A 25,299-nucleotide genomic window follows, 5' to 3' on the forward strand; every position below is an offset into this window, starting at 1 on the left:
CAGGCCAGACCCGTCAGCGCAAGCCGGTCAGGCCGACCGTGAGCTGGACCACCGCCAGGACCGCGAGCACCGCGACCAGACCGACGGAACCCCACCGGGCGATCCCCGCGCGCATCGCGGCGAGGGGGCGACGGGCACGTGGACCGGCCGCGAGCACCAGGACCACGGGCAGCACCGTCGTCGACGCGGCGACCACGACGAAGGCCGCGCCGGCCGCCAGCGCCACGCCGGGACCGGGTTCGGCGTCCCCGAAGGCCAGGCCAGCGGCCAGGGCGAGCACGATCGCCTTCGGGTTGCAGAACAGGAGCATCCCGAGCCCGAAGGCGTGCACCGGACCGACCCGCTCGACCACGTCCGCCCAGCGGGTGCTGGACGGGGACCCGTCCGGCAGCCGACGGACCGCCCACTGCCAGACCGCGAGCCCGGCGAGCACCACCCCGGCGACCAGGGCGACGATCGCCTGGACCGATGATCCGCCTGCCGTCTGCACGGGGAGCCGCTCCCCCACCGCGACCGCCAGCACGAGTGCCACGGCGACGGCCACGACCCAGCCCGCGGTGCAGGCGACCGCGGGCGCGTAGCCCCGCCGGTGCCCGAGCAGCACGACCACGGACGCGACGGGCAGCGGGCTCAGCGCGATGCCGACGGCGCCGGGCGCGAGCGCGAGGAGGTCCACGGCCGCAGCGTACCGACGGCGAGCCGGGCCGGTGCTGCTCCGACTCCGGCAGGATGGTCCGGTGCCCCGACCGACCTCGCCCGCCGCGACCACCGAGCGTCGGTCGGTCGACCGGGACATCGTCCGGCTCGCGCTGCCGGCGCTCGGCGCACTCGTGGTCGAGCCGCTGTTCCTGCTCACCGACACCGCGCTCGTCGGGCACCTGGGGGCGACCGCGCTGGCCGCCGTGGGCCTGGCGAGCGTCGTGCTGCAGACGGTGACCGGCCTGCTCGTCTTCCTGGCGTACTCGACGACACCGGCGGTGGCCCGAGCGCTGGGCGGCGGTGACCGCCGCGGTGCGGTGCACGCCGGCATCGACGGGATGTGGCTCGCCCTCGGACTCGGGGTCCTGCTCGCGCTCGTCGGCTGGCCGCTCGCGGGGCCGCTCGTCGACCTGTTCGGCGCCTCGGCAGAGGTCTCGGCCGCGGCGACCGCGTACCTGACCGTCTCGCTGATCGGGCTCCCCGGGATCCTGGTGGTGACGGCCTCGACCGGACTGCTGCGCGGGCTGCAGGACACCAGGACCCCGCTGGTCGTGGCGTCGATCGGCTTCGTGGCGAACGGGCTGCTCAACGCCGTGCTCATCTACGGCGCGGGCTGGGGCGTCGAGGGGTCCGCCGCCGGCACCGTGATCGTGCAGTGGGCGATGGCCGCCGTGTACGTCGTGATCGCCGTCCGGGCCGCCCGGGCATCGGGTGCACCGCTACGACCGGGGGCCTCGGGCGTGGTGCGGGCGCTCCGGTCCGGGGCCTGGCTGTTCCTGCGCACGGCGTCGTTGCGCGTGGCGATGCTCGCGACCGTCGCCACCGCGTCGGGCCTCGGCACGACCGGCCTGGCGACGACCCAGGTCGGTCTGACGGTGTTCTCGACGCTGGCCTTCGCCCTCGACGCCCTGGCCATCGCGGGGCAGGCGCTCGTCGGCCACGGGCTCGGCGCACGCGACCCCGACCGGGTGCGGCTCGTGACCCGGCGGCTCGTGCTGCTCGGCATCGTCGGCGGCGTGCTGCTCGGGGTGCTGACCCTCGCGGTGAGCGGACTGCTCGGGCCGGTGTTCTCCGACTCGGCCGCGGTGCGCTCGGCCCTGCCGCTCGTGCTCGTGCTCATCGCCGTCGGGATGCCCGTCGCCGGGTACGTGTTCGTGCTCGACGGGGTGCTCATCGGTGCCGGTGACGCGCGGTACCTGGCCCTGGCCGGGCTCGTGAACCTGGTCGTGTACCTGCCGCTGCTCTGGTGGGTCGGCGGGACGCTCGCCGGGCTCTGGGCGGCCTTCGCGCTCGGGTACATCGGCGTCCGGGCCGTGACCCTCGGGGTGCGGGCGCACCGGCGGGGCTGGGTCGAACAGGCGCTGGCGCGGTGACCGGGCGCACGCACGGGCGCGGGCGCGTCGCGTCGTCGGCGCTGCTCGCCACGATCGGCATCGGGGTGCAGGGGCTCGCGAAACTACTCGTCACCGTCGTCGTCGGCCGGGTGTTCGGCACCGAGACCCTCGGCCAGACCACCGCACTGCTGTCGATGTCGGTCTTCACCGCGCTGCTCTGGCCGAACGCCGCCGGCAACACCGCGTCGCGGGTGCTCGCGATCGCCCTGCGCGGGCGGCGGTCGGACACCGCGGTGAACCGGTTGCTCGGAGCATCCATGGCGGTGTCGAGCGTCGTGCTCGCCGCCGTCACGGTCCCCGTCGCCCTCGCGTGGGGTGCGAGCCCGGGGATGGTCGTCGGCGGGGTCGGGGTCGTCGTCGGCTACGGGCTGTACTGCTACGCCCGCGGCGCCCAGCTCGGGTACGACCGCGCTCCCAAGGTCGCACTGTGGGACACGGTCACGAGCCTGCTCGCCCTCGGGTTGCTCGTGGCGGCGTGCGTCGCCCGGCTCGAGCCGCTCGTGCTGCTGCCCCTGGCGGTCGGGTACACCGTGTTCGCCGTCGCCTGCTGGCCGCGGGGCAACCGCGCTCCCGGCGCACCGGAACCGACCGCGGGGGTGCTCGGCTTCGCGGCGTGGAACGTCCTGGCGGTCGTGACCTCGAACGGGCTGCTGCAGCTCACGATGATCTCGGCGCAGGTCTCCGTCTCGGCGCACGACGCCGGTGTCTACGCGGCGGCGTTCACCCTGGCGACCCCGGCGTCGATGGTCGGGCAGGCGCTCGGCCAGGTGCTCGTGCCGGCGTTCGCACACCGGTCGGACGGCGGGTCGCTGCGCTCGCGCGGGGTGCTCCTGCTCGTCGGGGGCTTCACCGCGGGGACCGCCGTGGTGTTCGGGCTCGTCGCGTGGCTCGCCGGGTGGTTCCTGCCGCTCGTCTACCCCGCCGAGGGGGCCGAGGCCGTCGCGGACCTGCGCTACCTGATGGTCGGCGTCTGGGTGTTCACCGTCGGACTCGTGCCGGCGGCGCTGCTGCTCGCCTCCGGACGGTCACGGCAGGTGGCGCTGGCGTCGGTCGCCGGGTTCGTCGTCGGGGTGGTGCTCATGGCGGTGCTCACGCCGACGTGGGGTGTGGCCGGGGGGAGCACGGGGTTCCTGGTGGGGAGCGCGGTGAACCTCGTGGTGGTGGTCGTGCTCGGGCTGCGCGCCGCGCGGTAGTCCGTCATGAAAGGCACCTTTCACAACAGATCATCGACGTCTCGGCGCTCGGACGGTCCGCTACCGTTGGGGCACGCGACAGCCGACTCGATGTGGGGGACGACCGATGAGCGACGACCAGTACCCGGGCCAGGGGAGCCAGGGCCAGCACCAGCCGCAGTACGCGCAGCAGCCGCCGCAGTACGCGCAGGCGCAGCAGTACGGGCAGCCGACGCACGTGACCGTGGGCTTCCAGCCGGCTCCGCCGCGCGGCCTCAGCATCACGAGCATGGTGCTCGGCCTCGTCTCGATCGTCCTCGGCTTCACCTTCCTCGTGCCGCTGGTCGGGTTCGTCCTCGGCATCGTGGGTCTCCGGAAGGAACCCGCAGGGTGTGGGATGGCCGTCACCGGTCTGATCCTGAACGGACTGTTCGTCGTTGGGTGGGCGCTGTTCCTGATCGTCGTGATCGGCATCGGCGCGGCGGGCATCGCCACGAGCGGCACGTCGGGCTCCTAGCCGCCCGTCTCGTGCATCACGCTGCCGTCGACCTCGTGCACGATGGCTGCGCAAGTCCTTCGCGGTCTATCTGATCGCAAGTGCTTGATGTACCACGCTTCACGTTCCTGATTCCTCTTGCTTGGATGAGAAGGGGCGGCTACCGCCCGCCCCTGATCACCGGCCGACCGGGCCGAGAGAGGAACCTCGTGAACAAGGTCCAGAAGCACCGACTTCGAATGACAGTTGCATCCGGCGCGATCGGCGCCGTGATCGCCGCACTGATGAGTGTTGCGCCAGCCAGCGCTGCGTCAGCAACGACAGGCGTCGACGCCGCAGAGGAGACGAAGGTCCTGACGGAGCTCCGCCAGAATCTCGTCCGGTACGGCTCGTCATCCGACATCGCCGCCTTCGACGCACTCGACACTGCGCAGCGCGACGAACTGGCGTCGTACTTCCTCGACCCGGAGGTGGAACAGCGGATCGTCGACGCTGCCAGGACGCCTCGGGGTGGCTCGACGGTCAGCGGCACGGAGACGGGTTTCCAGTGGGGCTGGTCAGGATCGCCAGACCAGACGGAGCAGGACGGTCGAGCTTCGTCGCGGACGACCTGGGGCACGCAGTGGTTCGCCTTCGCCGGCATCAAGCTCACCGAGACGAAGGTCTCCGAGACGTACGAGTACAGCGGCACCACAGCACGGAGGATGTTGGGCTACTCGTGCACCGTCGTGAGGAACGTCCAGCCGTTCACCCAGGTGTCGACCTCGAAGAACAGCGGGTACATCAGCGGCGGGCAGGCGACCGCCACGTGCAAGGTCGTCGTCAACCGAGGAGTTCCGACTCCGTGGGGCACGATCGCGTGGAGCACGTACTCCGCCGTCCAGCGACTCAGCGCCAGGGGGAACGGCGCCGTGACCTTCAACGGGTGGCAGTGAGCCGGGCGGCATCACCGGACGACCAACACGAGGAACGCCGATGAACCCCCTGGTACCGACACCGCTCGACAGCGCAGCGATGATTGCCGCCCTGCTCGGATCGATGTTCACCGCCGCCGCACTCGTCTCGGTGATCCGCGCCGACCGGCTGACCGGCTGGGGCACGGCGGCATGGGTCCTGATCGTGCTCGCCTTCCCCGTCCTCGGGGCAGTGGCGTGGTTCGTGTCCGTCCGACAGCGGCGGTTCGTCCCGTCCGGTCAGGACATCGACCGGTCGAGGTGACCGACGTCGTGCGCCGGGCGCTCAGTCACCGATCGCCCGACGCACCGGCCCCGTCGTGTCGCCGATCCGCAGCTCCGACCGGAAGGCCGCCGGCTGCGGTTCGGCCCCCTCGAGCATCGCGAGTGCCGCGCGTGCGGCGGCCCGACCCTTCTGCTCGAACGGCTGCACCAGGGTCGTGAGCTGCCGGATCGGCGACCGGTGGAGCAGGCTGTCGTCCACGGTGATGCCGTCGAACCCGACGACGCTGACGTCCTCGGGCACCCGGAGGCCGGCGTCGAGCGCTGCCGAGACGACCCCGACGGCGAGCAGGTCGCTCTGCGCCACGACCGCCGTGGGCGTGGGCGCCCCTGGCGCGAACAGGGTCCGCCCGGCGACCCGGCCGTCCTCGACCGAACTCCCCGCGGCCTCGATCGCGGGCGCGTCCGGGTAGACCTCGCGGACGCCGCGGAGCCGCTCGAGCGTCGTGTGGGCGACGCCCGACGCCTCGCGGACAGCGTCGACCGGACCGCAGCGCCGCTCGGCGTCGAGCGGCAGGGTCACGATCGTCACGGCGGTGTGGCCGAGGTCGGCGAGGTACGACGCAGCCCGGTGCGAGGCGTCGCGGTTGTCGAGCTGGACGGGCACGGCGCCCTCGATGTCGTCCGCCTCGATGGCGACGACGGGGATCTGCCGACGACGGAGCACGGCGACCGCGGGGTCGATCCGGACGTTGCACCCGACCAGGACCACGGCGTCCATCGGGGCGTCGACGATCGGTCCGGCCCCGTGCTCGTCGTCGAGGGGGCTGCGCACGAGGAGCAGGGAGGCGCCGGCCTCACCCGCGACCTCGGCGATGCCGTCGAGCGTCAGGACGTTCACCGGGTCGCGGAAGGCGTCGCTCAGGCGCTCGTCCATCACCACGCCGATGACCCCGGAGCGGCCACGGCGGAGCGAGCGTGCCCGAGGGTCGGGACCCCCGTAGCCGAGTTCGGCGGCAGCGGCGAGCACGCGGGCCTTCGCGTCCTCGGAGACGGGGCCCGCACCGCTGAAGGCGAGGGACGCGGTCGAGGGCGCGACGCCCGCTGCCCGTGCGACCGCGGCGAGGGTCGGCCTCGGCCCACGGCGCGCCGGACCGTCGGCGTGGTCGCGGGGGTTCGTCGCCCCGGACGCGCCGGGTGCTGTTGCCGGGTGGTCCATCGCCCGTTAGCGTAGTCACACGATCCGGTCGAATCGATTCGACCGGACAGCCGGAGGCGGGCATCCGACCAGGAACCCTCCGACCGGCGACCGCCACGACCAGCACGAGACCGGAAAGCTCCGCATGACGACGACGTCCACCCGATCCGCCCCGACGACCCGCACCTGGATCATCGCGGTCTTCGTGGCCTTCACGCTGTCCGGCCTGGCCATCGCGACCTGGCTCGGACGCATCCCGAGCGTGCGCGACTCCCTCGGTGCCTCCACCTTCGAGATGGGCCTGCTCGTGCTCGGCATGGCGGTCGGCTCGATCGGTGGCCTGACCTTCGCCGGCCACATCGTCGCGAAGGTCGGTGCACGCCGGGGTGTGCAGGTGGCCTCGGTCTGCCTCGCGGTCGGCCTCGTCTTCGCGGGCTTGGCCGTCACCTACGGCTGGGGCTTCGCGGCGATCTGGGTCGGCCTCATCGCGTTCGGGTTCGGCAACGGTCTGGTCGACGTGTCGATGAACGTCTCCGGCGCCGCCGCCGAGAAGGCCGGCGGACGCACGATCATGCCGCTCTTCCACGCGGCGTTCAGCGTCGGCACGCTCGCCGGGGCCGGCCTCGGCGCGCTCACCGAGAAGCTCGAGGTGCCGGTCGTCCTGCACTTCGCCGTGCTCGGCGTCGTGGTCTGCCTGGTCATGCTCGCCGCGGCCTCGCGCTTCGGCGACGAGCACCGGTACGAGGAGCACGAGTCCACCGCGACCAGCCCGACTCCGGTGCAGCTCACGCGCCGGCAGGTCTGGGCACAGCCGTCGACGCTCCTCATCGGGGTCATCGTGCTCGGCATGGCGCTGGCCGAGGGCTCCGCGAACGACTGGCTGCCCCTCGCCATGATCGACGGCCACGGGCTCGACAACGCCGCTGGGTCCGCGGTGCTCACGGTCTTCCTGGCCGCGATGACCGCCGGGCGCATCGCCGGCAGCCCGCTCATCGACCGGTTCGGCCGGGTGCCCGTGCTCCGCGTGAGCGCCGCCGTCGCCGTGGTCGGCCTCGGCCTGCTCATCTTCGTCGACGTGATCCCGATCGCGATCGTCGGCGTGGTGCTGTGGGGCCTCGGCGCGAGCCTCGGCTTCCCGATGGGCATGTCCGCCGCGGCCGACGACCCCCGCTCGGCAGCGCTCAAGGTCAGCGCGGTGGCGACGATCGGCTACGTGGCGTTCCTCGCCGGTCCCCCGCTGATCGGGTTCCTCGGCGAGCACATCGGCCTGCTCGGCGCGCTGCTCGTGGTGTTCGTGTTCATCATCGCGGCCGGCCTGGCGTCGGGTGCGGCCCGTGAGACCGGCGCAGCGGCGGAGACCCTGCGGAAGCGCCGCGCAGGCCGGGGCGACCACGGTGGCCGGGGAGACGGCGGCGACCACGGGATGGCAGGTGACCAGCAGCCGGACGCGCGGCAGCACGGCGGGGGCGGGTCGCGCCTCCCGGCCGGGACGGACGACACGATGGCGGACCCGGCCGCGTCGGGCGGAACGCGCACCGACCGTTAGGATCGCCGGGTGCGTCTCGTCATCGCCCGCTGCTCCGTCGACTACGCCGGACGCCTGTCGGCCCACCTGCCGCTCGCGACCCGCCTGCTCATGCTCAAGGCGGACGGCTCGCTGCTCGTCCACTCGGACGGCGGCAGCTACAAGCCGCTGAACTGGATGAGCCCGCCGTGCTCGATCGAGATGACCGAACCCGACGAGGAGCAGGCGAGCGCCGGCATCACCCAGGTCTGGACCGTCACGCAGAAGAAGACGCAGGACAAGCTCATCGTCAGCCTGTACGAGGTGATCGCGGACGAGAGTCACGACCTCGGCGTCGACCCCGGCCTGGTGAAGGACGGCGTGGAGGCGCACCTGCAGCAGCTCCTGGCGGAGCAGATCGAGCTCCTCGGTGACGGGCACACGCTCGTCCGCCGCGAGTACATGACGGCGATCGGACCGGTCGACATCCTGGCGCGGGACGACGCGGGCGCGAGCGTCGCGGTCGAGATGAAGCGCAACGCCAACATCGACGCGGTCGAGCAGCTCACGCGGTACCTCGAGCTGATGAACCGCGACCCGCATCTGCGGCCGGTGCAGGGCGTCCTGGCCGCGCAGACGGTCGCTCCGCAGGCCCGCACCCTGGCCGAGGACCGCGGCATCCGCGTCCTCGTGCTCGACTACGACGCGATGCGCGGCATCGAGGGCGGGCACACCCGCCTGTTCTGAGCGGTCGCGTCGAGGGCGCGCACCGGCCGGGAGGCTCGCCCCACCGCCCTGCGCGCTCACCGGCCCGCCCCGCGGTCGGCCCCACCGCCCCGACTAGGCTGGGCAGGACATGACGCGCCCCTTCACCGCCATCCTGTTCGACCTCGACGGGACCATCAGCGACTCCGCTCCGGGGATCCTCGAGAGCATGACGCACACCTTCCGCACGGTCGGCGTGCCCGTGCCGGACCACGCGACGCTGATGTCGTTCGTCGGCCCGCCGATCATGGACACGTTCCGCACGGCGATGGGGATGGACGACGCGGGCGCCGAGCGCACCCTGGCCGTGTACCGCGAGCACTACCTGTCGCACGGTGCCCTCGACTCGGCGATGTTCCCCGGCATCGACGTCGTGCTGCGCACCCTGCACGAGGCCGGGCTGCCGCTGTCGACCGCGACGAGCAAGCCCGAGACCCCCGCCACGGTGATCCTCGACCACTACGGCCTGACCGGGTACTTCGACTTCGTCACCGGCGCGAGCGACGACGAGGTCCGGAGCGCCAAGGCCGACGTCGTCGCCGAGGCCCTGCGCCGCCTCGAGGCCGCCGGCCACGACGTGAGCCGCCCGGTGCTCGTCGGCGACCGACTGCACGACGTCGAGGGCGCCCGCGTGCACGGCGTGCCGGTCGTCTTCGCCGAGTGGGGGTACGGCTCCCCCGCCGAGGCCGAGGGCACCGTCGCCAGCGCCGCCACCCCGCTCGACCTGCTGCCGATCCTGCTGCCGGACGCCGCGTGAGCGGGCACCGGTGACCGCCGTCGCCCGTCGCGGGCTCCGCGGCGCGGCCTGGCTGCTGCCGGCGGCGATCGTCCTCATCGCCCTCAACCTGCGCGGGCCGATCGTGGCGCCGGCCCCGGTGATCGGCGACCTGCGGGTGGACCTCGGACTGACCGCGACGATCGCCGGGCTCCTGACGACGATCCCGGTGCTGTGTTTCTCGCTCGCGACGCCGTTCGCCAGCTGGGTGATCGCGAAGGCCGACCCGGAGCGTGCGGTGTCCCTGGCGCTCGTGATCGTGCTCGCGGGGACGATCGTCCGCTCGACCCCGTCGGCGGCGTCGCTGCTCGTCGGTACCGCGGTGATCGGCATCGGCATCACCATCGGCAACGTGGTGATCCCGGTGGTCATCCGACGCGACACCTCCCCCGAACGCGTCGGGCTGGTCACCGGCGTGTACACGTCGGCGCTCAACGTCGGGTCGATGATCACCTCGCTCGGCACCGCGCCGATCGCCGCCGCCTGGGGGTGGCCGGTCGCGATCGCCGTCTGGGCGGTCTTCGCGGTCGTCGCCGGGCTGGCGTGGACCTACGCGGTCGGGGCGCGCGCGGCCTGGCTCCGGCCGGTGCGGAGCGAACCCGTGGTCGCGACGGGACCGGTCGAGCTCCTGACCGAGACCGGATCGATCCGCACGGTGTCGGCAGCGGCGACGCCCGTCCGCCCCTCGCGTCGGCTCATCACCTGGGGGTTGACGCTGGCGTTCGGCGGCCAGGCGTTCTCGTACTACGCCCTGACCGCCTGGATCCCGACGCTGCTGCACGACGAGATCGGCTTCTCGGCGGAGTCGTCGGGCGCGAGCTCGTCGGTGTTCCAGATCCTGGCGGTCGTCGGCGCGCTCGGCGTCCCGGTGCTCGCCACCCGCTGGCGGCCCCGCGCGATCATCGCCCTGGTCGCGTTCCTCTGGCTCGCGATGCCCCTCGGGCTGCTCTTCGCGCCGCAGCTCTGGCTGCTCTGGTCGGTGCTCGGCGGCGCAGCACAGGGTGGGGGCATCACCGTCGTGTTCATCATCGTCGTGCGGATCGTCACGAGCGACGACGACGCCCGCCGGATGTCCGCGTTCGTGCAGGGCGGCGGGTACCTGATCGGCTCGGCGGGCCCGCTCGTCGCCGGGTCCCTGCACGGGGCGACCGGGAACTGGACGGCACCGCTGCTCGTCGTGCTCGTCGCGGTGCTGACGCTCGGCGTCGCGGGGACGCTCGCGGCCCGGCGCGTGCGCTGACGCGCGCGGCGCGGCACACGGCAGCGCAGCGCGGCCCGCGGCCCGCGGCCCGCGGCCCGCAGCCCGCAGCGCGACCCGCGACCCGCGGCGCGGTCCGCGCCGTCGCACGGTCCGAACTCGAGGACGTGGTTCGACGCGCTCCCGAACAACCGTCTGCACGTCGCGCCACGGAAGGACGTGGTTCGACATGCCTCCCGTTGTGCCGCAGCACCCGCACCGGGCGAGGCGGGCGCGCAGCAGCACCCGCAACCAGCTCGACAGCAGGCCTCCCGAGGACGTCCCCGAGGGTGCGAGGGCGGCCGCCGACGGTTCGGGTCCGGGGCGGGCGCCCTCGCGCTACGGCGCCGTCGGGTTCGACGCTGCGTGTCAGACGAGACCAGCCCGGGAACAGGGATCCGGGCTCCCGCGGGCAGGGTCCCGCAGGGTAGCCCGACCGAATGTACGCGGGGGTGCGGCCGTGCATCTCAGACGAGCGCTGATCGGACCGCCGTGGAGCGCCCGGCGGCGCACCGGGGTGCGGTGCCTGGCTGTGACCCGAACACAGCCAGACACGACGACCCGTCGCCTCCCGACGGAGGCTCCGGCGGCCCCGGCACGAGTGCCGGGAACCACGCCAGTGAACCAGGTGGGACGTCCCGGCACGACACCCACAACGCGGGGGGAACGACCGTTCTCCGGGCATCCGCCAGGGTCGGCGTCGGCGTCTGCAGGTCAGCCCGCCTGCAGCACCTCGCGCAGCGACAGCGGACGACGACCGGTGACCCGCTCGACGTCCGTCGAGACGTGCGCCAACGCGCCCTCCGCGATGGCCGTGTAGGTGCTCACCCACGCATCCGCCTGCCACGGCGCCGGGTTCCAGCGCGCCCGCGAGGCGTACGCCTCCGCCACCGTCTCCGGCTGGTACGTCACCGCGCGGCCGCGCACCTCGGAGACGGTCGCGGCCGCCTGGGCGAGGGTGATCGCCTCCGGCCCGGTCAGCTCGTACGTCCGGTCGACGTGGTCCGCCGGGTGCAGCAGCACCTCGGTCGCGACCCGCGCGACGTCCGCCCGCGCGACCGCGGCCATCGCACCGACGCCTGCCGGTCCGCGGATCACGCCGTCCTCGCCGACCAGGTCCTCGACGAAGTCCAGGTAGAACGAGTCCCGCAGGAACGTGTGCGCCATCGGGGTCTCCTCGATCGCGCGCTCCGTGGCCCAGTGGTCGCGGCCGAGCGTGAAGGTCGCGTCCGGCGCCGCCCCGACGAACGACGTGTAGACGACGTGCCCGACGCCCGCGTCGGCCGCCGCGCCCACGAACGCGCGGTGCTGGTCGAGGCGGTCCTGCGCCTCGGCACCGGAGACCATGAGCAGGAGGTCCACGCCCTCGAGCGCGGCGCGGGAGGCGTCGACGTCGGCGTACGAGGCGACCGCGACCTCGGCCCCGGGCAGCTCCGGTGCGCGCGCCGGGTCGCGCACGAGCATGCGGAACGGCGTGCCCGCCGCGGCGAGGGCGCGGGCGACGGCGCCGCCGATGTTGCCGGTGGCTCCGGTGATGGCGATGGTCATGGTCGCTCCTGTCGTTCGGTGCTGCTGGTCGGGTCGGTCCGGCTCAGGTCCGGATCGTCCTGGAGGCTCGCCCCACCGTGGCAGCGACCCTCGCCGCGTTCACGCCGTCGACCTCCGTCGCCCAGGTGCGGGCCGCCTCGTGGTCGCGTCCGTGCCGCATGTGCCGGCCCACCAGACGGTCGACGCGGACCCGGTCGTCCACGACGCACGCCCAGGTCTCGGTGAACAGGTCGGTCAGGGCGGACCAGGGCGCGTCGGTGTCGAGCAGGTAGTTGCCCTCGGAGACGACGAGCCTGGTGCTCCGGGGGACGGCGATGCTGCCCGCGACGGGTTCGTCGACGCGGCGGTCGAAGTCCGGGGCCCAGACCACCTCGTCGGCAGCGGTCCCGTCGTCGGCGGCGACCAGGCGCCGGACCAGCGCGACGTAGCCGGCGGCGTCGAAGGTGTCGATCGCGCCCTTGCGGTCGTGCCGCCCGAGGGCGTCGAGCGCGGCGTTCGCCAGGTGGAAGCCGTCCATCGGGACCTGCACGGCGGTGCCGGGTCCGTGTGCCGCGTCGACCGCCGCGACGATGCGTCGGGCCAGGGTCGACTTGCCTGCTCCGGGTGCACCGGCGATGCCGAGGACCGCGCGGCCAGGGCCCGCGGCGAGCGCCACAGCCCGCTCGACGGCGGCGTCGACGGACAGCTCGGTCGGGGTCACGGTCCCATCCTGACAGGAGCGGTGGTCCACTGGCCGCATGGTCGATGCGACGACGGCGTTCAGCGTGCTGGAGGGCTGATCCGGTCCCAGGTGTCGCGGAGGGCCCCGGGTGGCAACAGCGCGTCGACCTCGGCGGTCAGGTCCGCCAGGGCCGACAGGTGCTCGGGCAGGAGCAGGTCCCACGGCCCGGGCGCGACACGCTCGATCGACCGGAGGGTGGCGGTCTCCGGGTCGGTGCCCCACTGCTCGGCGAGGGCGTGCACGAGCACGTCCTGCTCCAGGCGCAGCGCGCGCAGCCGGTCGAGCAGCTGACCGGTGCGGTCCGGCTCGGCCGCAGCGGTGACCAGGTCGCCGAGCAGGGCTCGCTCTTCCCAGAGCCGGGCGGACAGGTCGGTGGCCTCGCCGCTCACGGTCGTCGTGCCCACTCGAGGGCGATCGGCACGAGCAACCCGTGCCGGCGGTGGGGCAGCTCGGCGATCGGCACCCACGCGGCCTCGTCGGTCGAACCGTCGGCCTCGTTGCGGAGCTCACCGCCGGTGACGGTCACACGGAACGCCACCTGCACGGCCTTCATCGGTCGCCCGGTGTCGTGCATCCGGCGTTCCTTCGGCACGATGTGGTGCCGGATGCCGAGGAGCGGACCGCACGTCGCCTCGTACCCGGTCTCCTCGAGGACCTCGCGGACGACGGCCTGCTCGACGGTCTCGTCGAACTCGACGCCACCGCCCGGCAGCGTCCACGTGCCGGCCTCCGGGATCCGCAGTCGGGCCAGGAGCACACGGTCGCCCTCGGTGACCACGCCGTAGGCGGCGAGCCGGGTGTCGTAGTCCGTGTACTTCATCCGCCGACCTTGCCAGGATCGTCCGGAGCGCACACCCAGACGCGCCGCCGACGACCGTCCGGTGCGGGGTCGGTGCGGCCCTCCGCACGGCCGACGGACCACCCGGAGCTGGCCGGTCGGACAGACCCGCCCCGTCGACCGACCACTCCGCGTGCAGGATCGCTCAGGATCAGCCGGGAGAGCACCGGGGAAGGCCCCTCCGGCCCCGGTTCGGACACCTCGGCTCGCTACGGTCACTGGACCACGCCGCTCCTGTCCCGTCTCCCGTCGGATGCCCGAGAGCGTCCCGACCGCCGGACCCGCCCGTGACCACCCTGCCGCTCCTGTCCGCCCACGTGCTGCTGCCCCTCTACGCCCTGACCTTGCTCGCCGCCGTCCTCGTGCTCACCGCCGTCCGCCGGTCCTGGCGCTGGGCGGCGATCGCGATCGTGGTGGGTGCACTGGTCGGTGCTGTGCTGTCCTGGTTCCTCGGCGACGTCCTCGACGTGCTCGGGGTCCCGCCGACCTGGGTCGACCGGGTCTGGACGGGCGTGGTCTGCGCCCTGCTCGGCGTCGCCGTCGTCGGACTGGTGCGCGGCGGCGGACGAGCGCGCCGGGGCAGATGGACGACCAGAGTGGTCGCCGCGCTGCTGGTGCCCCTCGCCCTGCTGTCCGGCGGGCTCGCGGTGAACCGGGACGCCGGGCTCTTCCCCACGATCGCCGACGCGCTGGGGCAGTCCCACGTGCCACCCCTGCGCCTGCCGGACGACCCGGACCCGGGGTCGTCCCCGGTCGACGCCGCGAGCTGGCGACCGCCGCACGACATGCCGTCCCACGGCCGCTACGGGTCGGTGCGGATCCCCGGTGCGGTCTCGCACTTCCACGCCCGACCGGCCATCGTCTGGCTGCCGCCGGCCGCACTCGTCAAGCACGCCCCCGAGCTGCCCGTGGTCGTGATGCTGTCCGGGCAGGGCCCCGGAGCGGCCCCGGCGAACATCATCGAGGCCGGTCGGATGGCGACCCGGCTCGACGCGATCGCGCAGCGGAACCACGGGCTCGCGCCGATCGTCGTGATGCCCGACCAGCTCGCCCGCGCCTCGAACAACCCGATGTGCGTCGACGGTCCGCTCGGGAACAGCGCCACCTACCTGACGAGCGACGTCCCGACCTGGGTGCACGAGCACCTGCACGCCGCCGCCCGCGCCGAGGACTGGGCGATCGCCGGCTTCTCGCAGGGCGGTACCTGCGCCCTGCAGCTCGGCGCCGGTCACCCCGAGCGCTTCGGGTCGTGGATCGACGTCTCCGGGCAGATCGGACCGGTGCTGCAGGACCGCGATGACACCATCTCGAGGGGTTTCCACGGCGACCGCGCAGCGTACGAGGCCGCCCAGCCGCTCCGGGTGCTCGCCGAAGAGGCGCCGTACCGCGACTCCGCCGCCTTCGTGGCCGCCGGCGCCGACGACAGCCGGTACGGACCGGTGGTCCCGAAGGTGGTGGCCGCCGCACGCGCCGCGGGCATGCAGGTGACCGAACGGATCGTCGAGGACGGTGGGCACGACTGGCACACCGCCGGCGTCGCCCTGGCCGAGGGTGTCGAGTGGTTCATGCACCGCACGCACCTGACCCGATGACGAGGACGTGACCGTGCCCTTCACCGTCAGCCACGCGGTCGTGGCCCTCGCCGCCCGCCGGACCCTCCTGCCGGTCGCCGCCGTCGCGGTCGGGTCGATGGCACCCGACGCAGTGCTCTTCGCACCGTTCCTGCCACGCTACGAGGACGCCCACTCCTGGTGGGGCATCCCGACGATCGACCTCGCCGTCTCCCTGGTCGTGCTCGCCGCGTGGTGGTTCCTCGTGCGGCCGGCCTGGGCTCCGGTCGTCCCCGGACTGCGACGACGGCTGCCGTCCGGATGGGATCGTCGACCCGTCCTCACCGCGCGGGACGCGCTGCTCGTCGTCGTCGGGTGCGTGCTCGGCAGCGTGACGCACGTCGTGTGGGACGGCTTCACGCACCCGCACGGCTTCGTGGTCCTGGCCTGGCCGGCGCTCCGCGACACCACCGTCGGCGGCTACCCGCTGCCCTTCTTCCTGCAGGACGTCTCGAGCGTGCTCGGACTGCTGGCACTGCTCGTCGTCGCCGCGGTGTGGTGGCGACGGACGGCGCCGATCCCGTCGGCGGTGCCGGGCCGTGCAGAACAGGTGGTGGTCGTCGTGATCGCCGCGCTCGTGGTCCTGGCGACGGTGGCCCAGGCGGGGAAGGTCATGCTGCAGGGTGGTGGCATCGGGGGCGTCGTCGTCGCCCTGTCGTTCCGGGTGCCCGTCTTCGTCGCCGTCGGACTCGTGATCGGAGCCGTCGTCCTCCTCGCGGTGCGTCACCGCGTCGGGCCGCAGACGCGGCGACGTGGTCCCGGTACCGGCGCGGCTGCCTGATCGCTCCCCCGGACTGGGGAGCCTGGGTGCCGCCGGGGCCGTGCCAGCATGGCGTGTGCCCGAGCAGAACCACCCCGTCCCGATCGTCCACGCGCCGGCCGCCGGACCGGTGGTGGCGCGCCTCGTCTTCGGTGCCGGCACCTGTGACGAACCCGTGACGGTCGCCGGTGTCGCGCACCTCGTGGAGCACCTGGTCGTCCGTGCCGCGCTCCCGATCGCTGCGCCGCACAACGCCGTCACCCAGGACCGGATCACCGTCTTCGAGTTCGTGGCGACCAGCACGGAGGAGGCACTGGACCACGTGCGCCACATCGCTGGTGCCGTCCGGACCGTACTCGAGTCCTCGGAGGAGACCGTCGCGCGCGAGCGCCGGGTCATCGCGCGCGAGGACCCGATGCGCTACGACGAGATGGTCCCGTCGGTGCACACTGCGCGCTTCGGTCCCGCCGGGCCCGGTCGGTCCGGTGCCGGTGCTGCTCCCGTCGCGGGGGTCACGCCGGACGAGGTCCGGCACTGGGTCGAGCAGCACCTCGTCGCCGGCAACGCGGTCGTGACGCTCACCGGAGGGACGATCCCGCCCGCGACCGTCGACCTCGCGCTGCTGCCCGGACCGTCCGCCGCACCCCTGCCGGTGTGGACGGGGCCGATGCGGAACGCCGCCCTCGTCGAGTCTCCGCTCGGCGGCCTCGCAGCGTCGCTCGTCGTCCCCGCGCACGTCGCACCCCTGCTTGAGGCCGTCCTCGAGCACGAGGTGTTCGACGCGCTCCGTCTGGAGGCAGCTCTCGCCTACGCGATCGACTCCCACTCGGTCGCACTGGACGGCGAGCGCACCGTGGTCGTCGTCACCGCGGACGCCGACGAAGCCGACGTCGAGGCAGCGGCGACGATCGTCGTCGAGACCCTCCGACGCCTGGCAGCGAACGGGCCGGGTACCCCCACGACAGCCCGCGTCGACGCAGCCCGTGCGGTCAACGCGGCCGATGATGCGATCCGCGCGGACGTCAGGGTCTCGACCGAGGCGCTCACGCGTCTCCGCGGTCTGCCCGTTCCCCCGTCCGCGGACGGCCCGGTCACCCAGCAGGAGCTCGACGAGCTCCGTGGCGCGGTGCTCGACGGGCTCGGGACCCTGGTGCTCTGCGTCGACCAGGACGCCGACGTGGACTTCGCCGCCCTTGCCGGACGACTCGGCCTGACGCACGTCGACGCGCTGTCGGGAGTACCGACCCGCGAGCGTGTGTGGTTCCCCCCGCGCCCGGGTGCGGGTCGGAGCGTCCACCGGACCGCCCTCCTCCCGGGCCTCGCCGACGCGCACCTCGAGATCGACGGCACCCGGATCACGGTGCGGGTCCGGGGACTGCCCTCACGCATGATCGACCTCGCCGGGGCCGCGGTCGTGGGCAGGCGTGGGGACTCGGGCGTGACGGTCGTCGACGGCTCGGGCAACACCCTGCACCTCCGTGCGGATGAGTGGTGGCGAGGTCGGCGCATGGTGGACGCCGTCGTGCGCGCGACACCGCCGCACCTGCTCCGGGACTTCTCGGACTGACGCCCGGGCCGGCACCGCGGGGTCGGCGCCTCAGGCGCTGACGGCGGCCGCGGCCCATCCGGCCCGCATGCGGGCGACCGCCCGGTCCCACCCGGCGAGCAGGTCGGCGTCGTCGCGGAGCATCGCCTGCAGCTGGAGCCCCTCGAAGAGCGCGACGAGCTGCTCGGCCGCGTGCCGCGGTGAGACACCCCGCGGCTCACGGCCAGCGATGACGTCACGCACGAGCGCGAGCGTCACGTCCTCGAACAGCATCGTGTACTGCTGCCGGAACCATCCCGAGGCCGGGTGGCCCGGGGTCGAGGTGGCGCTCAGCAGCGCGATGCGGACCCGGACGATCGCGGGGTGCTGGTGACCGCGGTCGAGCCGTGCCCGGAGGTAGGCGACGGCCCCGTCCTGCTCGGCGACCCCGCGGAGTGCGTCGCGGCCGGCCTTGGCCCAGCGGTCGACGACGGCCACGACGAGCAGCTCCCACGACGGGAACACGCGGTGCACCTCGGCGACGGGGACGTCCGCGGCACGTGCGACGTCGTCCGGTCCGACCGCGTGGAAGTCGCCGTCACGGAAGGCATCGGCGGCACCGGCGACGATGCGGGCGCGGAGGTCGGCGTCGGGCATGTGGTCGATCCTGCCCACCGAGCGGTGTCCGCGCGACCTCCCGTCCGGGGGCGAGCGACGTCGGCAGAGGGGTGAGCGCTCGGCGTCACGGATCGTCACCGTCGGACACAGTCCGACACAACCCTTCCGCGGCCGTCGCCTCGCTGCCACGGTCGTCGGCATGGCGTACATCTGCTTGGTGCTCTCCGGAGCGGCACTGCTCATCAACGGGCTCACCCTGCTCGGTCGGGTCCCCGGCCGTGACAGCGGTGTGTTCAACGTCCTGATCGGCGGGTTGCAGCTCGTGCTGTGCACGGCCGTCGCCGTCACGGCCGACGGGTCGCTGCCCGTCCTGCTCTCGATCGCGGGGACGTTCCTCTTCGGCCTCACCTACCTGTACGTGGGGATCGACACGCTCGCGGGGCTCGGCTCGACGGGACTCGGCTGGTTCTGCGGCCTCGTCGCCGCGATCGCCGTCGTCTTCGCGGTCACGAACGTCACCGTCGACCCGGTCCTCGCCGTGCTGTGGGCGACCTGGGCCGGGCTCTGGACGCTCTTCTTCCTCCTGCTCGCCCTGGGTCGTGATCTCGGCCGGTACACCGCGTGGGCCCTCGTCCTCGCCAGCCAGACCACCACGACCGTGCCGGCGCTCCTCGGGCTCTCCGGTCGGTGGCCGGTCGGGGCCGGGTGGACGGTCGGCGCCGCCCTGGTCGCGGTCGTCGTCTTCGTCGGCGCGGCCGTGCTCTCCCGACGCGGGGGTCGGCGAGCACCGTCGACCGCCGCCCAGCCCCCGGTCGTCACGCCGACGGCCACCGCCTGAACAGCACCCGCACACGCAACCCGGAAGGCACGACACCATGACCGACACCACGGCCGACCAGCTCGGCACCGCCCAGACCACCGCACCGGTCGACTACGAGACCCTGGCCGGCCGCTTCCGGCCGATCTTCGACCGCATCGCCGCCGGCGCCTCCGAGCGGGAGCAGGACCACCGGCTCCCCTTCGACGAGATCCGCGAACTCGCAGCCGCCGGGTTCGGCGCGGTCCGCGTCCCCGTCGCGTTCGGTGGCGCGGGCGCGACCCTCCCGCAGCTCTTCCGCCTGCTCACCGAGCTCGCGGCCGCGGACAGCAACATCCCGCAGGCCCTGCGCGGGCACTTCGCCCTCGTCGAGGACCGTCTCGTCGGGCGCTCCGGCGAACGCGATGCCTGGCTCGAACGCTTCGGTCGGGGCGAGATCGCCGGCAACTCCTGGACCGAGGTCGGGGCCGTGCAGATCGGCGACGTCGTCACGAAGGTCACGCCGCAGGACGACGGCACCTTCCGCATCAGCGGGCAGAAGTACTACTCGACGGGCAGCATCTTCGCGGACTGGATCGACACGTACGCCGAGCGCACCGACACCGGCGACCGGGTCATCGCGATCGTCGACGCACACCAGCCGGGGGTCGGCCACTCGGACGACTGGGACGGCTTCGGCCAGCGGACCACGGGCTCGGGGACGAGCACGTTCACCGACGCCGTCGTGCAGGCCGACGCGGTCGTGCTGTTCGACGACCGGTTCAAGTACCAGACCGCGTTCTACCAGGCGGTGCTCCTCACCGTGCTCGCCGGCTCCGTCCTGGCCGCCGAGCGGGAGATCGCGCTGCAGGTCCGGAACCGCAACCGGGTGTTCTCGCACGGCAACGCCGACAGCTTCGCCGCGGACCCGCAGATCCTGCAGGTCGTCGGCGAGGTGTCCGCGGCCGGTTTCGCGGCGACCGCGATCGTCGACCGGGCGGCCGAGGCGCTGCAGGCCGCGTACGAGGGTGCTGCCCTCGACGAGGCCGAGGACGAGCGACGCAACGACCGCGCCGAGCTCGCGACCGCACAGGCGCAGGTCGCGCTCACGTCCCTCGCGACCACGGCGACGTCACACCTGTTCGACGCCCTCGCGGCCTCGGGTGTGAGCACGACGAAGAACCTCGACCGGCACTGGCGGAACGCCCGCACCGCGGGGAGCCACAACCCGTGGGTGTTCAAGGCCCGGATCGTCGGCGACCACGCCGTCAACGGGGTCGAACCGCCCCGGGTCTGGGCGATCGGGGCGACGCGTCGCGGCTGAGCGCCGCGACACCGCAGCACACCGTCGCGGGGGTCGGGGCCGAGTGCCCCGGCCCCTCGCCGTGCAGCCTGCGCGGGCCCGGTGGGTCACCCCCGGTCGAACACCAGCGTCTCGTCGTCCGCCGTGGTCACCCGTCCGGTCCGCGCGAACTCCGCCCAGATCGCCCGCAGTGCCCGTCCGCGCCGGTCGGCCTCCGGCCAGTCCCGCTCCGGAACGAACCGGCTGCCGACCCACGCCGTCCGTCCGCCGAGCAGCAGCGGCAGGTCGCTCATGTGCACCGCACCGACCGGCGCGACCGACGGGTGCCGCAGCAGCCGGTACACCGTCGCCCGACCACCGGCCTCCCGGTGCCGAGCGGCGAAGCGTCGTGCATCGCGACCGTAGATCACCTCGGACAGCGGCCGGACGAGCAGCCACCGCAGCAGCGACCGCAGCGGTCGGGACCGCGCCGCCGTCCGGAGCCCGGGGACGAGCGGCACGTACATGCCCGCCTCGTCGGAGCCGGACCCGATGAGCACGTCGACGTCGGGGGCGACGGAGCGCCAGGCCCGGTCGGTGTCACGTTCGGCGGGCAGCGGCGCGAACCCGTACTGCGTGCCGAACGGCATCCCGCCGGCCAGGCCGTACCGACCGCCGGCCGCCGTCGCGCGGGCCTGCCGCTCGAGGACTTCGTCAAGCGAGTCGTCCGCCGCGACCGATCCGACCGCCCGGACCATCGCCCGGTTCATCCGCGCCCGACCCCGTGAGAGTCCGAGCGGTGCGCTCTGCACGATCGCCCGACGGAACAGCCCGCGCGCACCCTCGCTGATCATGAGGTGCGCGATCGCGTCGGCTCCTGCGGACTGCCCGAACGCCGTCACCGCGTCGGGGTCGCCGCCGAACGCCGCGATGTTCCGCTGCACCCACCGGAACGCCTCGACCAGGTCGAGCAGGCCGAGGTTCGCCGGCACCGTCCCGCCGTCGCCGAGGAACCCGAGCACGCCGAGTCGGTACGTCACCGTGACGACGACCACGCGCTGCTCGGTCACCAGGTCGTGCGCGTCGTGGATCGGCAGGTCACCGCCGCCGAGCACGTAGGACCCCCCGTGCACCCACACCATCACCGGCAGGCGCTCGTCGGGTCGGACGTCCGAGGGCACCGTGATGCTGAGGCGCTGGCAGTGCTCGTCGACCCGCAGGTGGTCCATCGACGGCAGGAGCTGGTCGACGGAGGTCGCGCTCGGCTGCGGCGGGACGGGCGCCGGGGTGTCGGCGCGGAACGGCTCGGGGAACGGCGGCTGCGGCGCCGGCGGTGCGAAGCGGTCGGCCTGCGCGTACGGGATCCCGAGGGCGCGGGTCACCTCGCCGTCGACGACCGCCTCGATCGTGCCGGCCGGGGAGTCGAAGGAACGGGTGTCGGTGGTTGGCACCGACCCACGCTAGCGACGCGGCCGCCAGACGGACGGGAGGCGCGATGCCAGCTGGCACCGCGCCTCCCGTCCGTCAGTGGTGGCGACCAGCGACGGGCGTCAGCGGACCCGCTTGATCGGGATGACCACCAGGGCGCCCAGCAGGGCGACGATCCCCGCGGCCCAGCACATGAGCTCGTAGTTGTCGGGGTGACTGCTGCCGATCTTCAGGAAGAAGAGCGAGATGGCGGGTGCGAGCGACTGCGGCAGCGCGTTCGCGATGTTGATCACACCGAGGTCCTTGCCCGGGCGGTCGGCGTTCGGCAGCACGTCCACGACGAGCGCGGTGTCGATGGCCGAGTAGATGCCGTAGGCGAAGCCCATCACGACCTCGGCGACGTAGAAGCCGGTCACGGTGTCGGCGTGGGCGAGGATCACCAGGCCGACCGCGAACAGCGCGGTCGAGCCACCGACGAAGACCTTGCGGCGGCCGATCCTGTCCGACGCCCACCCGGAGACCGCGGCGCTGACGAGCAGCGCGAGCGTGTAGAGGAGCACGCCGAACGCGACGGCCGCGGTGGCGTCCTTCAGGTTGTCGATCCCGAGGTGCTCCTGCATGTAGAGCAGGCGGTACGTCGTGAACATGAACGTCGCGAGGATGATCAGGAAGCGCGACCACCACGCGAACGCGAAGTCGGGGTTCTTGATCGGGTTCGTCCAGAACGACGAGATGAGGTTGATCCAGGTGAACGGCTTGAGCTTGTAGGTCGGCAGGTCGTCACGGGCGACCAGGGCGTACACGACGACCAGCACGATCGCCAGGATGCCCGGGGCGATGAACAGGACCGGCAGGTTCGCGACGAAGAACACCGACAGGTACGTGCCGGCGAGCACGGCGATGTTCTGCGCGAGCGCGATGATGCTCGACGCCCGGCCGCGCTGGAGCTGCGGGACGTTGTCGGCGAAGCTCGCGAGCAGGGTGGCGAGCGTGGCGTTCGCGGCGAGCTGCGCGAGCAGCCAGCCGAGCGTCAGGTTGAGGACGTCGGGCGCGTAGGCGATCCAGGCGAGCGCGATCGCGAAGACCACCACGCCGCCGAGCAGCCACGGGCGACGGCGACCCCAGCGCGTGCGGGTCCGGTCGGACAGCGCACCGGCCAGCGGGTTCATGATGAGCGCGCCGAACGCACCGATCGGCAGCACGGAGCCGATGACGTTCGCCGCGTCGTCGCCGACCAGGGCCTGCGCCTTGATCTGCATGCTGACGTAGACCGGGGCCATGAGCGCCACGAACAGACCGAACTGTCCGAGGAACAGTGCGACCTGGTAGCCGATCCCCACCTTGACGGTGCTGACGGGCTGGGTGATGCCCTCTTCCGGGTTCAGCAGTGCGGGGCTGCCGGGTTCGGGTGTGCTCATGACGCCTCCTTGAGTCGATCGGAAACCTTGTGTTGCAAGGTTTTCCGTCGGCGAGCATACATCGCTCGGGCCGCGAGCGACACGTGTCGTTCAGGTTCGCAGAAGCGGCGCATCGAGACGGCGCGGCACCGACGCGCGACAAAAACTACACAGCGGGTGGTTTTTGGGGTAGCGTCGGTCTCGATCTCGCCGGGGAGCATCGATCCTCGACGGGCCCCGACAACCTGACAGGACCGAAGGAGCCCTCTGCCATGCCCACCACCTCTGTGCAGCTGTACTCGCTGCGCGACGCCATCGCCGAAGACCTCGACAAGGCCATCGCCCGGGTGCGCGAGATCGGCTACGAGAACGTCGAGCCGTACGCGTTCGTCGAGCGCGCTGCCGACCTCGAGAAGGCCTTCGCCGCCACCGGGCTGCGGGCTCCGTCCGGTCACGTCGCCGTGATCGACGCCGAGGACACCGCCCCGATCTGGGACGCCGCCGAGCGCCTCGGCATCCAGACCGTCATCGACCCCTTCATCCCGACCGACCGCTGGCAGACCGCCGACGACGTCGCGAAGATCGCCGAGCGCGTCAACGAGCTCACCGCCGAGGCCACCGCGCGCGGGCTCAAGTTCGGGTACCACAACCACCAGTGGGAGTTCACGAACAAGGTCGACGGCAAGACCGTCTACGAGCTCTTCGTGTCGCAGCTCTCGCCGGAGACCGTCCTCGAGGTCGACACCTTCTGGGCCACCGTCGGCGGCGCCGACGCACCGGCCGTCCTCAAGTCGCTCGGCGACCGCGTCGTCGCGATCCACGTCAAGGACGGCAAGGTCGACGGTGACATCCTCACCGCGCTGCCCTCGTCCGAGAGCGCCCTCGTCGTGCCCGAGGCACTGCAGCGCGCCTTCGAGAACCAGACCCCGGCCGGCCAGGGCGACGTCGACGTGCAGGGCATCCTCGCCGCCGCACCGCAGGCCATCCGCGTCGTCGAGTTCGACGCGTACTCGGGTGACGTCTTCCAGGGCATCACCGAGTCGCTCGCCTGGCTGAAGGACAACGACAAGTGAGCCGCGTCGGAGTCGGCATCATCGGTGCCGGCAACATCTCGGACCAGTACCTGACCAACCTGACGCAGTTCGCCGACGTCGAGGTCCTGATGGTCGCCGACCTCATCCTCGAGCGCGCGGCCGCACAGGCCGAGAAGTACGGTGTGCCGTCGTCGGGCACGGTCGAGGAGCTCCTCGCCCGCGACGACATCTCGATCGTCGTCAACATCACGATCCCGGCCGAGCACGCGAAGGTCGGCCAGCAGATCATCGCCGCCGGCAAGCACACCTGGAGCGAGAAGCCGGTCGCCACCACGGCCGAGGACGCCCAGGCGCTCCTCGCCGCCGCGTCGGCCGCCGGCGTCCGGTACGCGACCGCCCCGGACACCGTGCTCGGCGCCGGGATCCAGACCGCGATCCGTGCCATCGCCCGCGGTGACATCGGCACGCCGCTCACCGCGACGACGATGTTCCACGTGCCCGGCCCGGACCAGTGGCACCCGGACCCCGAGTTCCTCTACGCCGAGGGCGCCGGTCCACTGTTCGACATCGGCCCGTACTACGTGACGACCCTCCTCCACGCGTTCGGCTCGGCCTCGCGCGTGCAGGCCGTGTCGTCGAAGTCGCGCGAGACCCGCGTGATCGGCTCGGGCCCCCGTGCCGGCACCGAGTTCGCCGTCGAGGTGCCGACGCACCACGCCGCGCTCATCTCGTTCGCCGACGGCCAGTCCGCGCAGACGACGCTGTCGTTCCAGCACGCCCTGCCCCGCAACGGCTTCGTCGAGATCAACGGCTCCGAGGGCACGATCGTGCTGCCGGACCCGAACGTCTTCGACGGTGACAGCACGCTGTGGACGCTCGGCAAGGACGAGCCGACGACCCTCGAGCACAAGGGCTCGACCTGGGGTCGTGGCACGGGTGTCGTCGAGATGGCGCGTTCGATCGCCGAGGGCCGCCCGGAGCGTGCCTCCGGTGCCGTCGCGTCCCACGCGCTCGACGTCATGCTCGGCATCCGCGACGCCGCCGATTCCGGCCAGGCCGTCGAGATCACCTCGCGGATCACGAAGCCGGAGCCGCTGCCGGAGGACTTCGACCCGGCTGCCGCCGTCCTGGCTGAGGGCGTGCGCGCCTGAGCTGAAGAGCAGCGAACGGGAGGCGGGGGGGGCGCGGGGCCCCCCCCCCCCCCCCCCCCCGGCGGGGGGGGGGCGGGGCCCCCCCCCCCCCCCCCCCCCGCGCCCCCCCCCAACCCCCCCCCCCCCCCCCCCCCCCGGGGTGCAGCAGACCCACGAACCCCGCGGGCGCGTCACAC

General features: G+C 73.1%; 25 protein-coding genes. 16 read left to right on the forward strand and 9 right to left on the reverse strand.

Going from position 1 to position 25,299, the window contains the following annotated elements; genetic code table 11:
* Positions 1 to 13 precede the first annotated feature (13 nt).
* Complete coding sequence (locus tag ABIC52_RS11445; protein WP_161972536.1) at positions 14 to 676, reverse strand: GAP family protein; 663 nt, start codon at positions 674 to 676, stop codon at positions 14 to 16.
* Between the two features lie 61 nt (positions 677 to 737).
* On the opposite strand from ABIC52_RS11445, the gene ABIC52_RS11450 reads away from it, so the two are divergent.
* From ABIC52_RS11450 to ABIC52_RS11470, 5 genes are all read left to right on the forward strand, one after another.
* Entirely contained in the window at positions 738 to 2,072 is a 1,335-nt protein-coding gene (locus ABIC52_RS11450; RefSeq protein ID WP_126890028.1) for an MATE family efflux transporter, read from the forward strand.
* Positions 2,069 to 3,286, forward strand: coding sequence for a lipopolysaccharide biosynthesis protein (locus ABIC52_RS11455; protein ID WP_354027374.1), 1,218 nt, complete (start codon positions 2,069 to 2,071; stop codon positions 3,284 to 3,286). Before ABIC52_RS11450 ends, ABIC52_RS11455 begins: the two co-directional genes overlap by 4 nt.
* Before the next feature lie 106 nt (positions 3,287 to 3,392).
* Positions 3,393 to 3,782, forward strand: coding sequence for a DUF4190 domain-containing protein (locus ABIC52_RS11460; protein WP_209824998.1), 390 nt, complete (start codon positions 3,393 to 3,395; stop codon positions 3,780 to 3,782).
* A 218-nt stretch (positions 3,783 to 4,000) separates the two neighbouring features.
* Positions 4,001 to 4,696, forward strand: coding sequence for a hypothetical protein (locus tag ABIC52_RS11465; protein ID WP_354027375.1), 696 nt, complete (start codon positions 4,001 to 4,003; stop codon positions 4,694 to 4,696).
* A gap of 40 nt (positions 4,697 to 4,736) precedes the next feature.
* A complete protein-coding gene (locus tag ABIC52_RS11470) occupies positions 4,737 to 4,979 on the forward strand; it encodes a PLD nuclease N-terminal domain-containing protein (RefSeq protein ID WP_209825002.1) in 243 nt (80 codons plus the stop codon).
* Positions 4,980 to 5,000: 21 nt separating this feature from the next.
* Here the strand turns inward: ABIC52_RS11470 and ABIC52_RS11475 are convergent, their stop codons facing one another.
* Entirely contained in the window at positions 5,001 to 6,155 is a 1,155-nt protein-coding gene (locus ABIC52_RS11475; RefSeq protein WP_209825004.1) for a LacI family DNA-binding transcriptional regulator, read from the reverse strand.
* A 124-nt stretch (positions 6,156 to 6,279) separates the two neighbouring features.
* On the opposite strand from ABIC52_RS11475, the gene ABIC52_RS11480 reads away from it, so the two are divergent.
* From ABIC52_RS11480 to ABIC52_RS11495, 4 genes are all read left to right on the forward strand, one after another.
* The gene (locus ABIC52_RS11480; protein WP_354027376.1) at positions 6,280 to 7,680 is read left to right on the forward strand and encodes an MFS transporter; all 1,401 of its coding nucleotides are present in this window, start codon (positions 6,280 to 6,282) and stop codon (positions 7,678 to 7,680) included.
* Positions 7,681 to 7,689: 9 nt separating this feature from the next.
* Positions 7,690 to 8,385: an endonuclease NucS gene (gene nucS / locus ABIC52_RS11485; protein ID WP_058730155.1), complete on the forward strand. Its 696-nt coding sequence runs from the start codon at positions 7,690 to 7,692 to the stop codon at positions 8,383 to 8,385.
* A 109-nt stretch (positions 8,386 to 8,494) separates the two neighbouring features.
* On the forward strand, positions 8,495 to 9,160 hold the full coding sequence (locus tag ABIC52_RS11490) for an HAD hydrolase-like protein (RefSeq protein ID WP_354027377.1): 666 nt from the start codon (positions 8,495 to 8,497) through the stop codon (positions 9,158 to 9,160).
* Between the two features lie 10 nt (positions 9,161 to 9,170).
* Positions 9,171 to 10,418, forward strand: a complete 1,248-nt coding sequence (locus ABIC52_RS11495; RefSeq protein WP_354027378.1) for an MFS transporter — start codon at positions 9,171 to 9,173, stop codon at positions 10,416 to 10,418.
* Between the two features lie 711 nt (positions 10,419 to 11,129).
* Here ABIC52_RS11495 and ABIC52_RS11500 read toward each other — a convergent pair.
* The 4 genes from ABIC52_RS11500 to ABIC52_RS11515 are packed head-to-tail and all read right to left on the reverse strand — an operon-like array spanning position 11,130 to position 13,504.
* The gene (locus ABIC52_RS11500) at positions 11,130 to 11,963 is read right to left on the reverse strand and encodes an NmrA family NAD(P)-binding protein (RefSeq protein ID WP_209825008.1); all 834 of its coding nucleotides are present in this window, start codon (positions 11,961 to 11,963) and stop codon (positions 11,130 to 11,132) included.
* 43 nt (positions 11,964 to 12,006) lie between these two features.
* Complete coding sequence (locus tag ABIC52_RS11505; protein WP_354027379.1) at positions 12,007 to 12,663, reverse strand: nucleoside/nucleotide kinase family protein; 657 nt, start codon at positions 12,661 to 12,663, stop codon at positions 12,007 to 12,009.
* Positions 12,664 to 12,722: 59 nt separating this feature from the next.
* Complete coding sequence (locus ABIC52_RS11510) at positions 12,723 to 13,088, reverse strand: hypothetical protein (RefSeq protein ID WP_209675880.1); 366 nt, start codon at positions 13,086 to 13,088, stop codon at positions 12,723 to 12,725.
* On the reverse strand, positions 13,070 to 13,504 hold the full coding sequence (locus ABIC52_RS11515) for an NUDIX hydrolase (RefSeq protein WP_209675878.1): 435 nt from the start codon (positions 13,502 to 13,504) through the stop codon (positions 13,070 to 13,072). Before ABIC52_RS11515 ends, ABIC52_RS11510 begins: the two co-directional genes overlap by 19 nt.
* Before the next feature lie 305 nt (positions 13,505 to 13,809).
* Between ABIC52_RS11515 and ABIC52_RS11520 the strand changes: the two genes are divergently transcribed.
* From ABIC52_RS11520 to ABIC52_RS11530, 3 genes are read left to right on the forward strand one after another with little or no spacing between them, the layout of a single operon-like run.
* Positions 13,810 to 15,114, forward strand: coding sequence for an alpha/beta hydrolase (locus ABIC52_RS11520; RefSeq protein WP_354027380.1), 1,305 nt, complete (start codon positions 13,810 to 13,812; stop codon positions 15,112 to 15,114).
* Between the two features lie 13 nt (positions 15,115 to 15,127).
* A complete protein-coding gene (locus ABIC52_RS11525) occupies positions 15,128 to 15,913 on the forward strand; it encodes a DUF4184 family protein (protein WP_354027381.1) in 786 nt (261 codons plus the stop codon).
* Between the two features lie 55 nt (positions 15,914 to 15,968).
* The gene (locus tag ABIC52_RS11530; RefSeq protein WP_354027382.1) at positions 15,969 to 17,459 is read left to right on the forward strand and encodes a peptidase M16 family protein; all 1,491 of its coding nucleotides are present in this window, start codon (positions 15,969 to 15,971) and stop codon (positions 17,457 to 17,459) included.
* A 30-nt stretch (positions 17,460 to 17,489) separates the two neighbouring features.
* Here ABIC52_RS11530 and ABIC52_RS11535 read toward each other — a convergent pair whose 3' ends face one another.
* A complete protein-coding gene (locus ABIC52_RS11535; RefSeq protein ID WP_161972534.1) occupies positions 17,490 to 18,074 on the reverse strand; it encodes a TetR/AcrR family transcriptional regulator in 585 nt (194 codons plus the stop codon).
* A 160-nt stretch (positions 18,075 to 18,234) separates the two neighbouring features.
* Between ABIC52_RS11535 and ABIC52_RS11540 the strand changes: the two genes are divergently transcribed.
* Together ABIC52_RS11540 and ABIC52_RS11545 are read left to right on the forward strand one after the other, a co-directional pair.
* Entirely contained in the window at positions 18,235 to 18,873 is a 639-nt protein-coding gene (locus tag ABIC52_RS11540) for an AmiS/UreI family transporter (RefSeq protein WP_126890012.1), read from the forward strand.
* A gap of 37 nt (positions 18,874 to 18,910) precedes the next feature.
* Complete coding sequence (locus tag ABIC52_RS11545; protein WP_126890011.1) at positions 18,911 to 20,155, forward strand: acyl-CoA dehydrogenase family protein; 1,245 nt, start codon at positions 18,911 to 18,913, stop codon at positions 20,153 to 20,155.
* A gap of 86 nt (positions 20,156 to 20,241) precedes the next feature.
* Here ABIC52_RS11545 and ABIC52_RS11550 read toward each other — a convergent pair whose 3' ends face one another.
* Both ABIC52_RS11550 and ABIC52_RS11555 read right to left on the reverse strand, forming a co-directional pair.
* Entirely contained in the window at positions 20,242 to 21,564 is a 1,323-nt protein-coding gene (locus tag ABIC52_RS11550) for a carboxylesterase family protein (RefSeq protein WP_354027383.1), read from the reverse strand.
* A gap of 99 nt (positions 21,565 to 21,663) precedes the next feature.
* Positions 21,664 to 22,959 (reverse strand): MFS transporter, encoded by a 1,296-nt coding sequence (locus ABIC52_RS11555; RefSeq protein WP_209675869.1) that lies wholly within the window; start codon positions 22,957 to 22,959, stop codon positions 21,664 to 21,666.
* A 251-nt stretch (positions 22,960 to 23,210) separates the two neighbouring features.
* On the opposite strand from ABIC52_RS11555, the gene ABIC52_RS11560 reads away from it, so the two are divergent.
* A complete protein-coding gene (locus ABIC52_RS11560) occupies positions 23,211 to 24,011 on the forward strand; it encodes a sugar phosphate isomerase/epimerase family protein (protein ID WP_174234663.1) in 801 nt (266 codons plus the stop codon).
* Complete coding sequence (locus ABIC52_RS11565) at positions 24,008 to 25,123, forward strand: Gfo/Idh/MocA family protein (protein WP_209825027.1); 1,116 nt, start codon at positions 24,008 to 24,010, stop codon at positions 25,121 to 25,123. Before ABIC52_RS11560 ends, ABIC52_RS11565 begins: the two co-directional genes overlap by 4 nt.
* The last annotated feature ends 176 nt before the right edge of the window (positions 25,124 to 25,299 follow it).

This window comes from Curtobacterium oceanosedimentum, from assembly GCF_040545555.1.
Taxonomy (GTDB): Bacteria; Actinomycetota; Actinomycetes; order Actinomycetales; family Microbacteriaceae; genus Curtobacterium.

Coding starts and splice junctions, on each gene's coding strand:
- ABIC52_RS11460 (WP_209824998.1), top strand. CDS start 3,393: ATGAGCGACGACCAGTACCCGGGCCAGGGGAGCCAGGGCCAGCACCAG.
- ABIC52_RS11465 (WP_354027375.1), top strand. CDS start 4,001: ATGACAGTTGCATCCGGCGCGATCGGCGCCGTGATCGCCGCACTGATG.
- ABIC52_RS11470 (WP_209825002.1), top strand. CDS start 4,737: ATGAACCCCCTGGTACCGACACCGCTCGACAGCGCAGCGATGATTGCC.
- ABIC52_RS11475 (WP_209825004.1), bottom strand. CDS start 6,155: ATGGACCACCCGGCAACAGCACCCGGCGCGTCCGGGGCGACGAACCCC.
- ABIC52_RS11480 (WP_354027376.1), top strand. CDS start 6,280: ATGACGACGACGTCCACCCGATCCGCCCCGACGACCCGCACCTGGATC.
- ABIC52_RS11490 (WP_354027377.1), top strand. CDS start 8,495: ATGACGCGCCCCTTCACCGCCATCCTGTTCGACCTCGACGGGACCATC.
- ABIC52_RS11500 (WP_209825008.1), bottom strand. CDS start 11,963: ATGACCATCGCCATCACCGGAGCCACCGGCAACATCGGCGGCGCCGTC.
- ABIC52_RS11515 (WP_209675878.1), bottom strand. CDS start 13,504: ATGAAGTACACGGACTACGACACCCGGCTCGCCGCCTACGGCGTGGTC.
- ABIC52_RS11535 (WP_161972534.1), bottom strand. CDS start 18,074: ATGCCCGACGCCGACCTCCGCGCCCGCATCGTCGCCGGTGCCGCCGAT.
- ABIC52_RS11540 (WP_126890012.1), top strand. CDS start 18,235: ATGGCGTACATCTGCTTGGTGCTCTCCGGAGCGGCACTGCTCATCAAC.
- ABIC52_RS11545 (WP_126890011.1), top strand. CDS start 18,911: ATGACCGACACCACGGCCGACCAGCTCGGCACCGCCCAGACCACCGCA.
- ABIC52_RS11555 (WP_209675869.1), bottom strand. CDS start 22,959: ATGAGCACACCCGAACCCGGCAGCCCCGCACTGCTGAACCCGGAAGAG.
- ABIC52_RS11560 (WP_174234663.1), top strand. CDS start 23,211: ATGCCCACCACCTCTGTGCAGCTGTACTCGCTGCGCGACGCCATCGCC.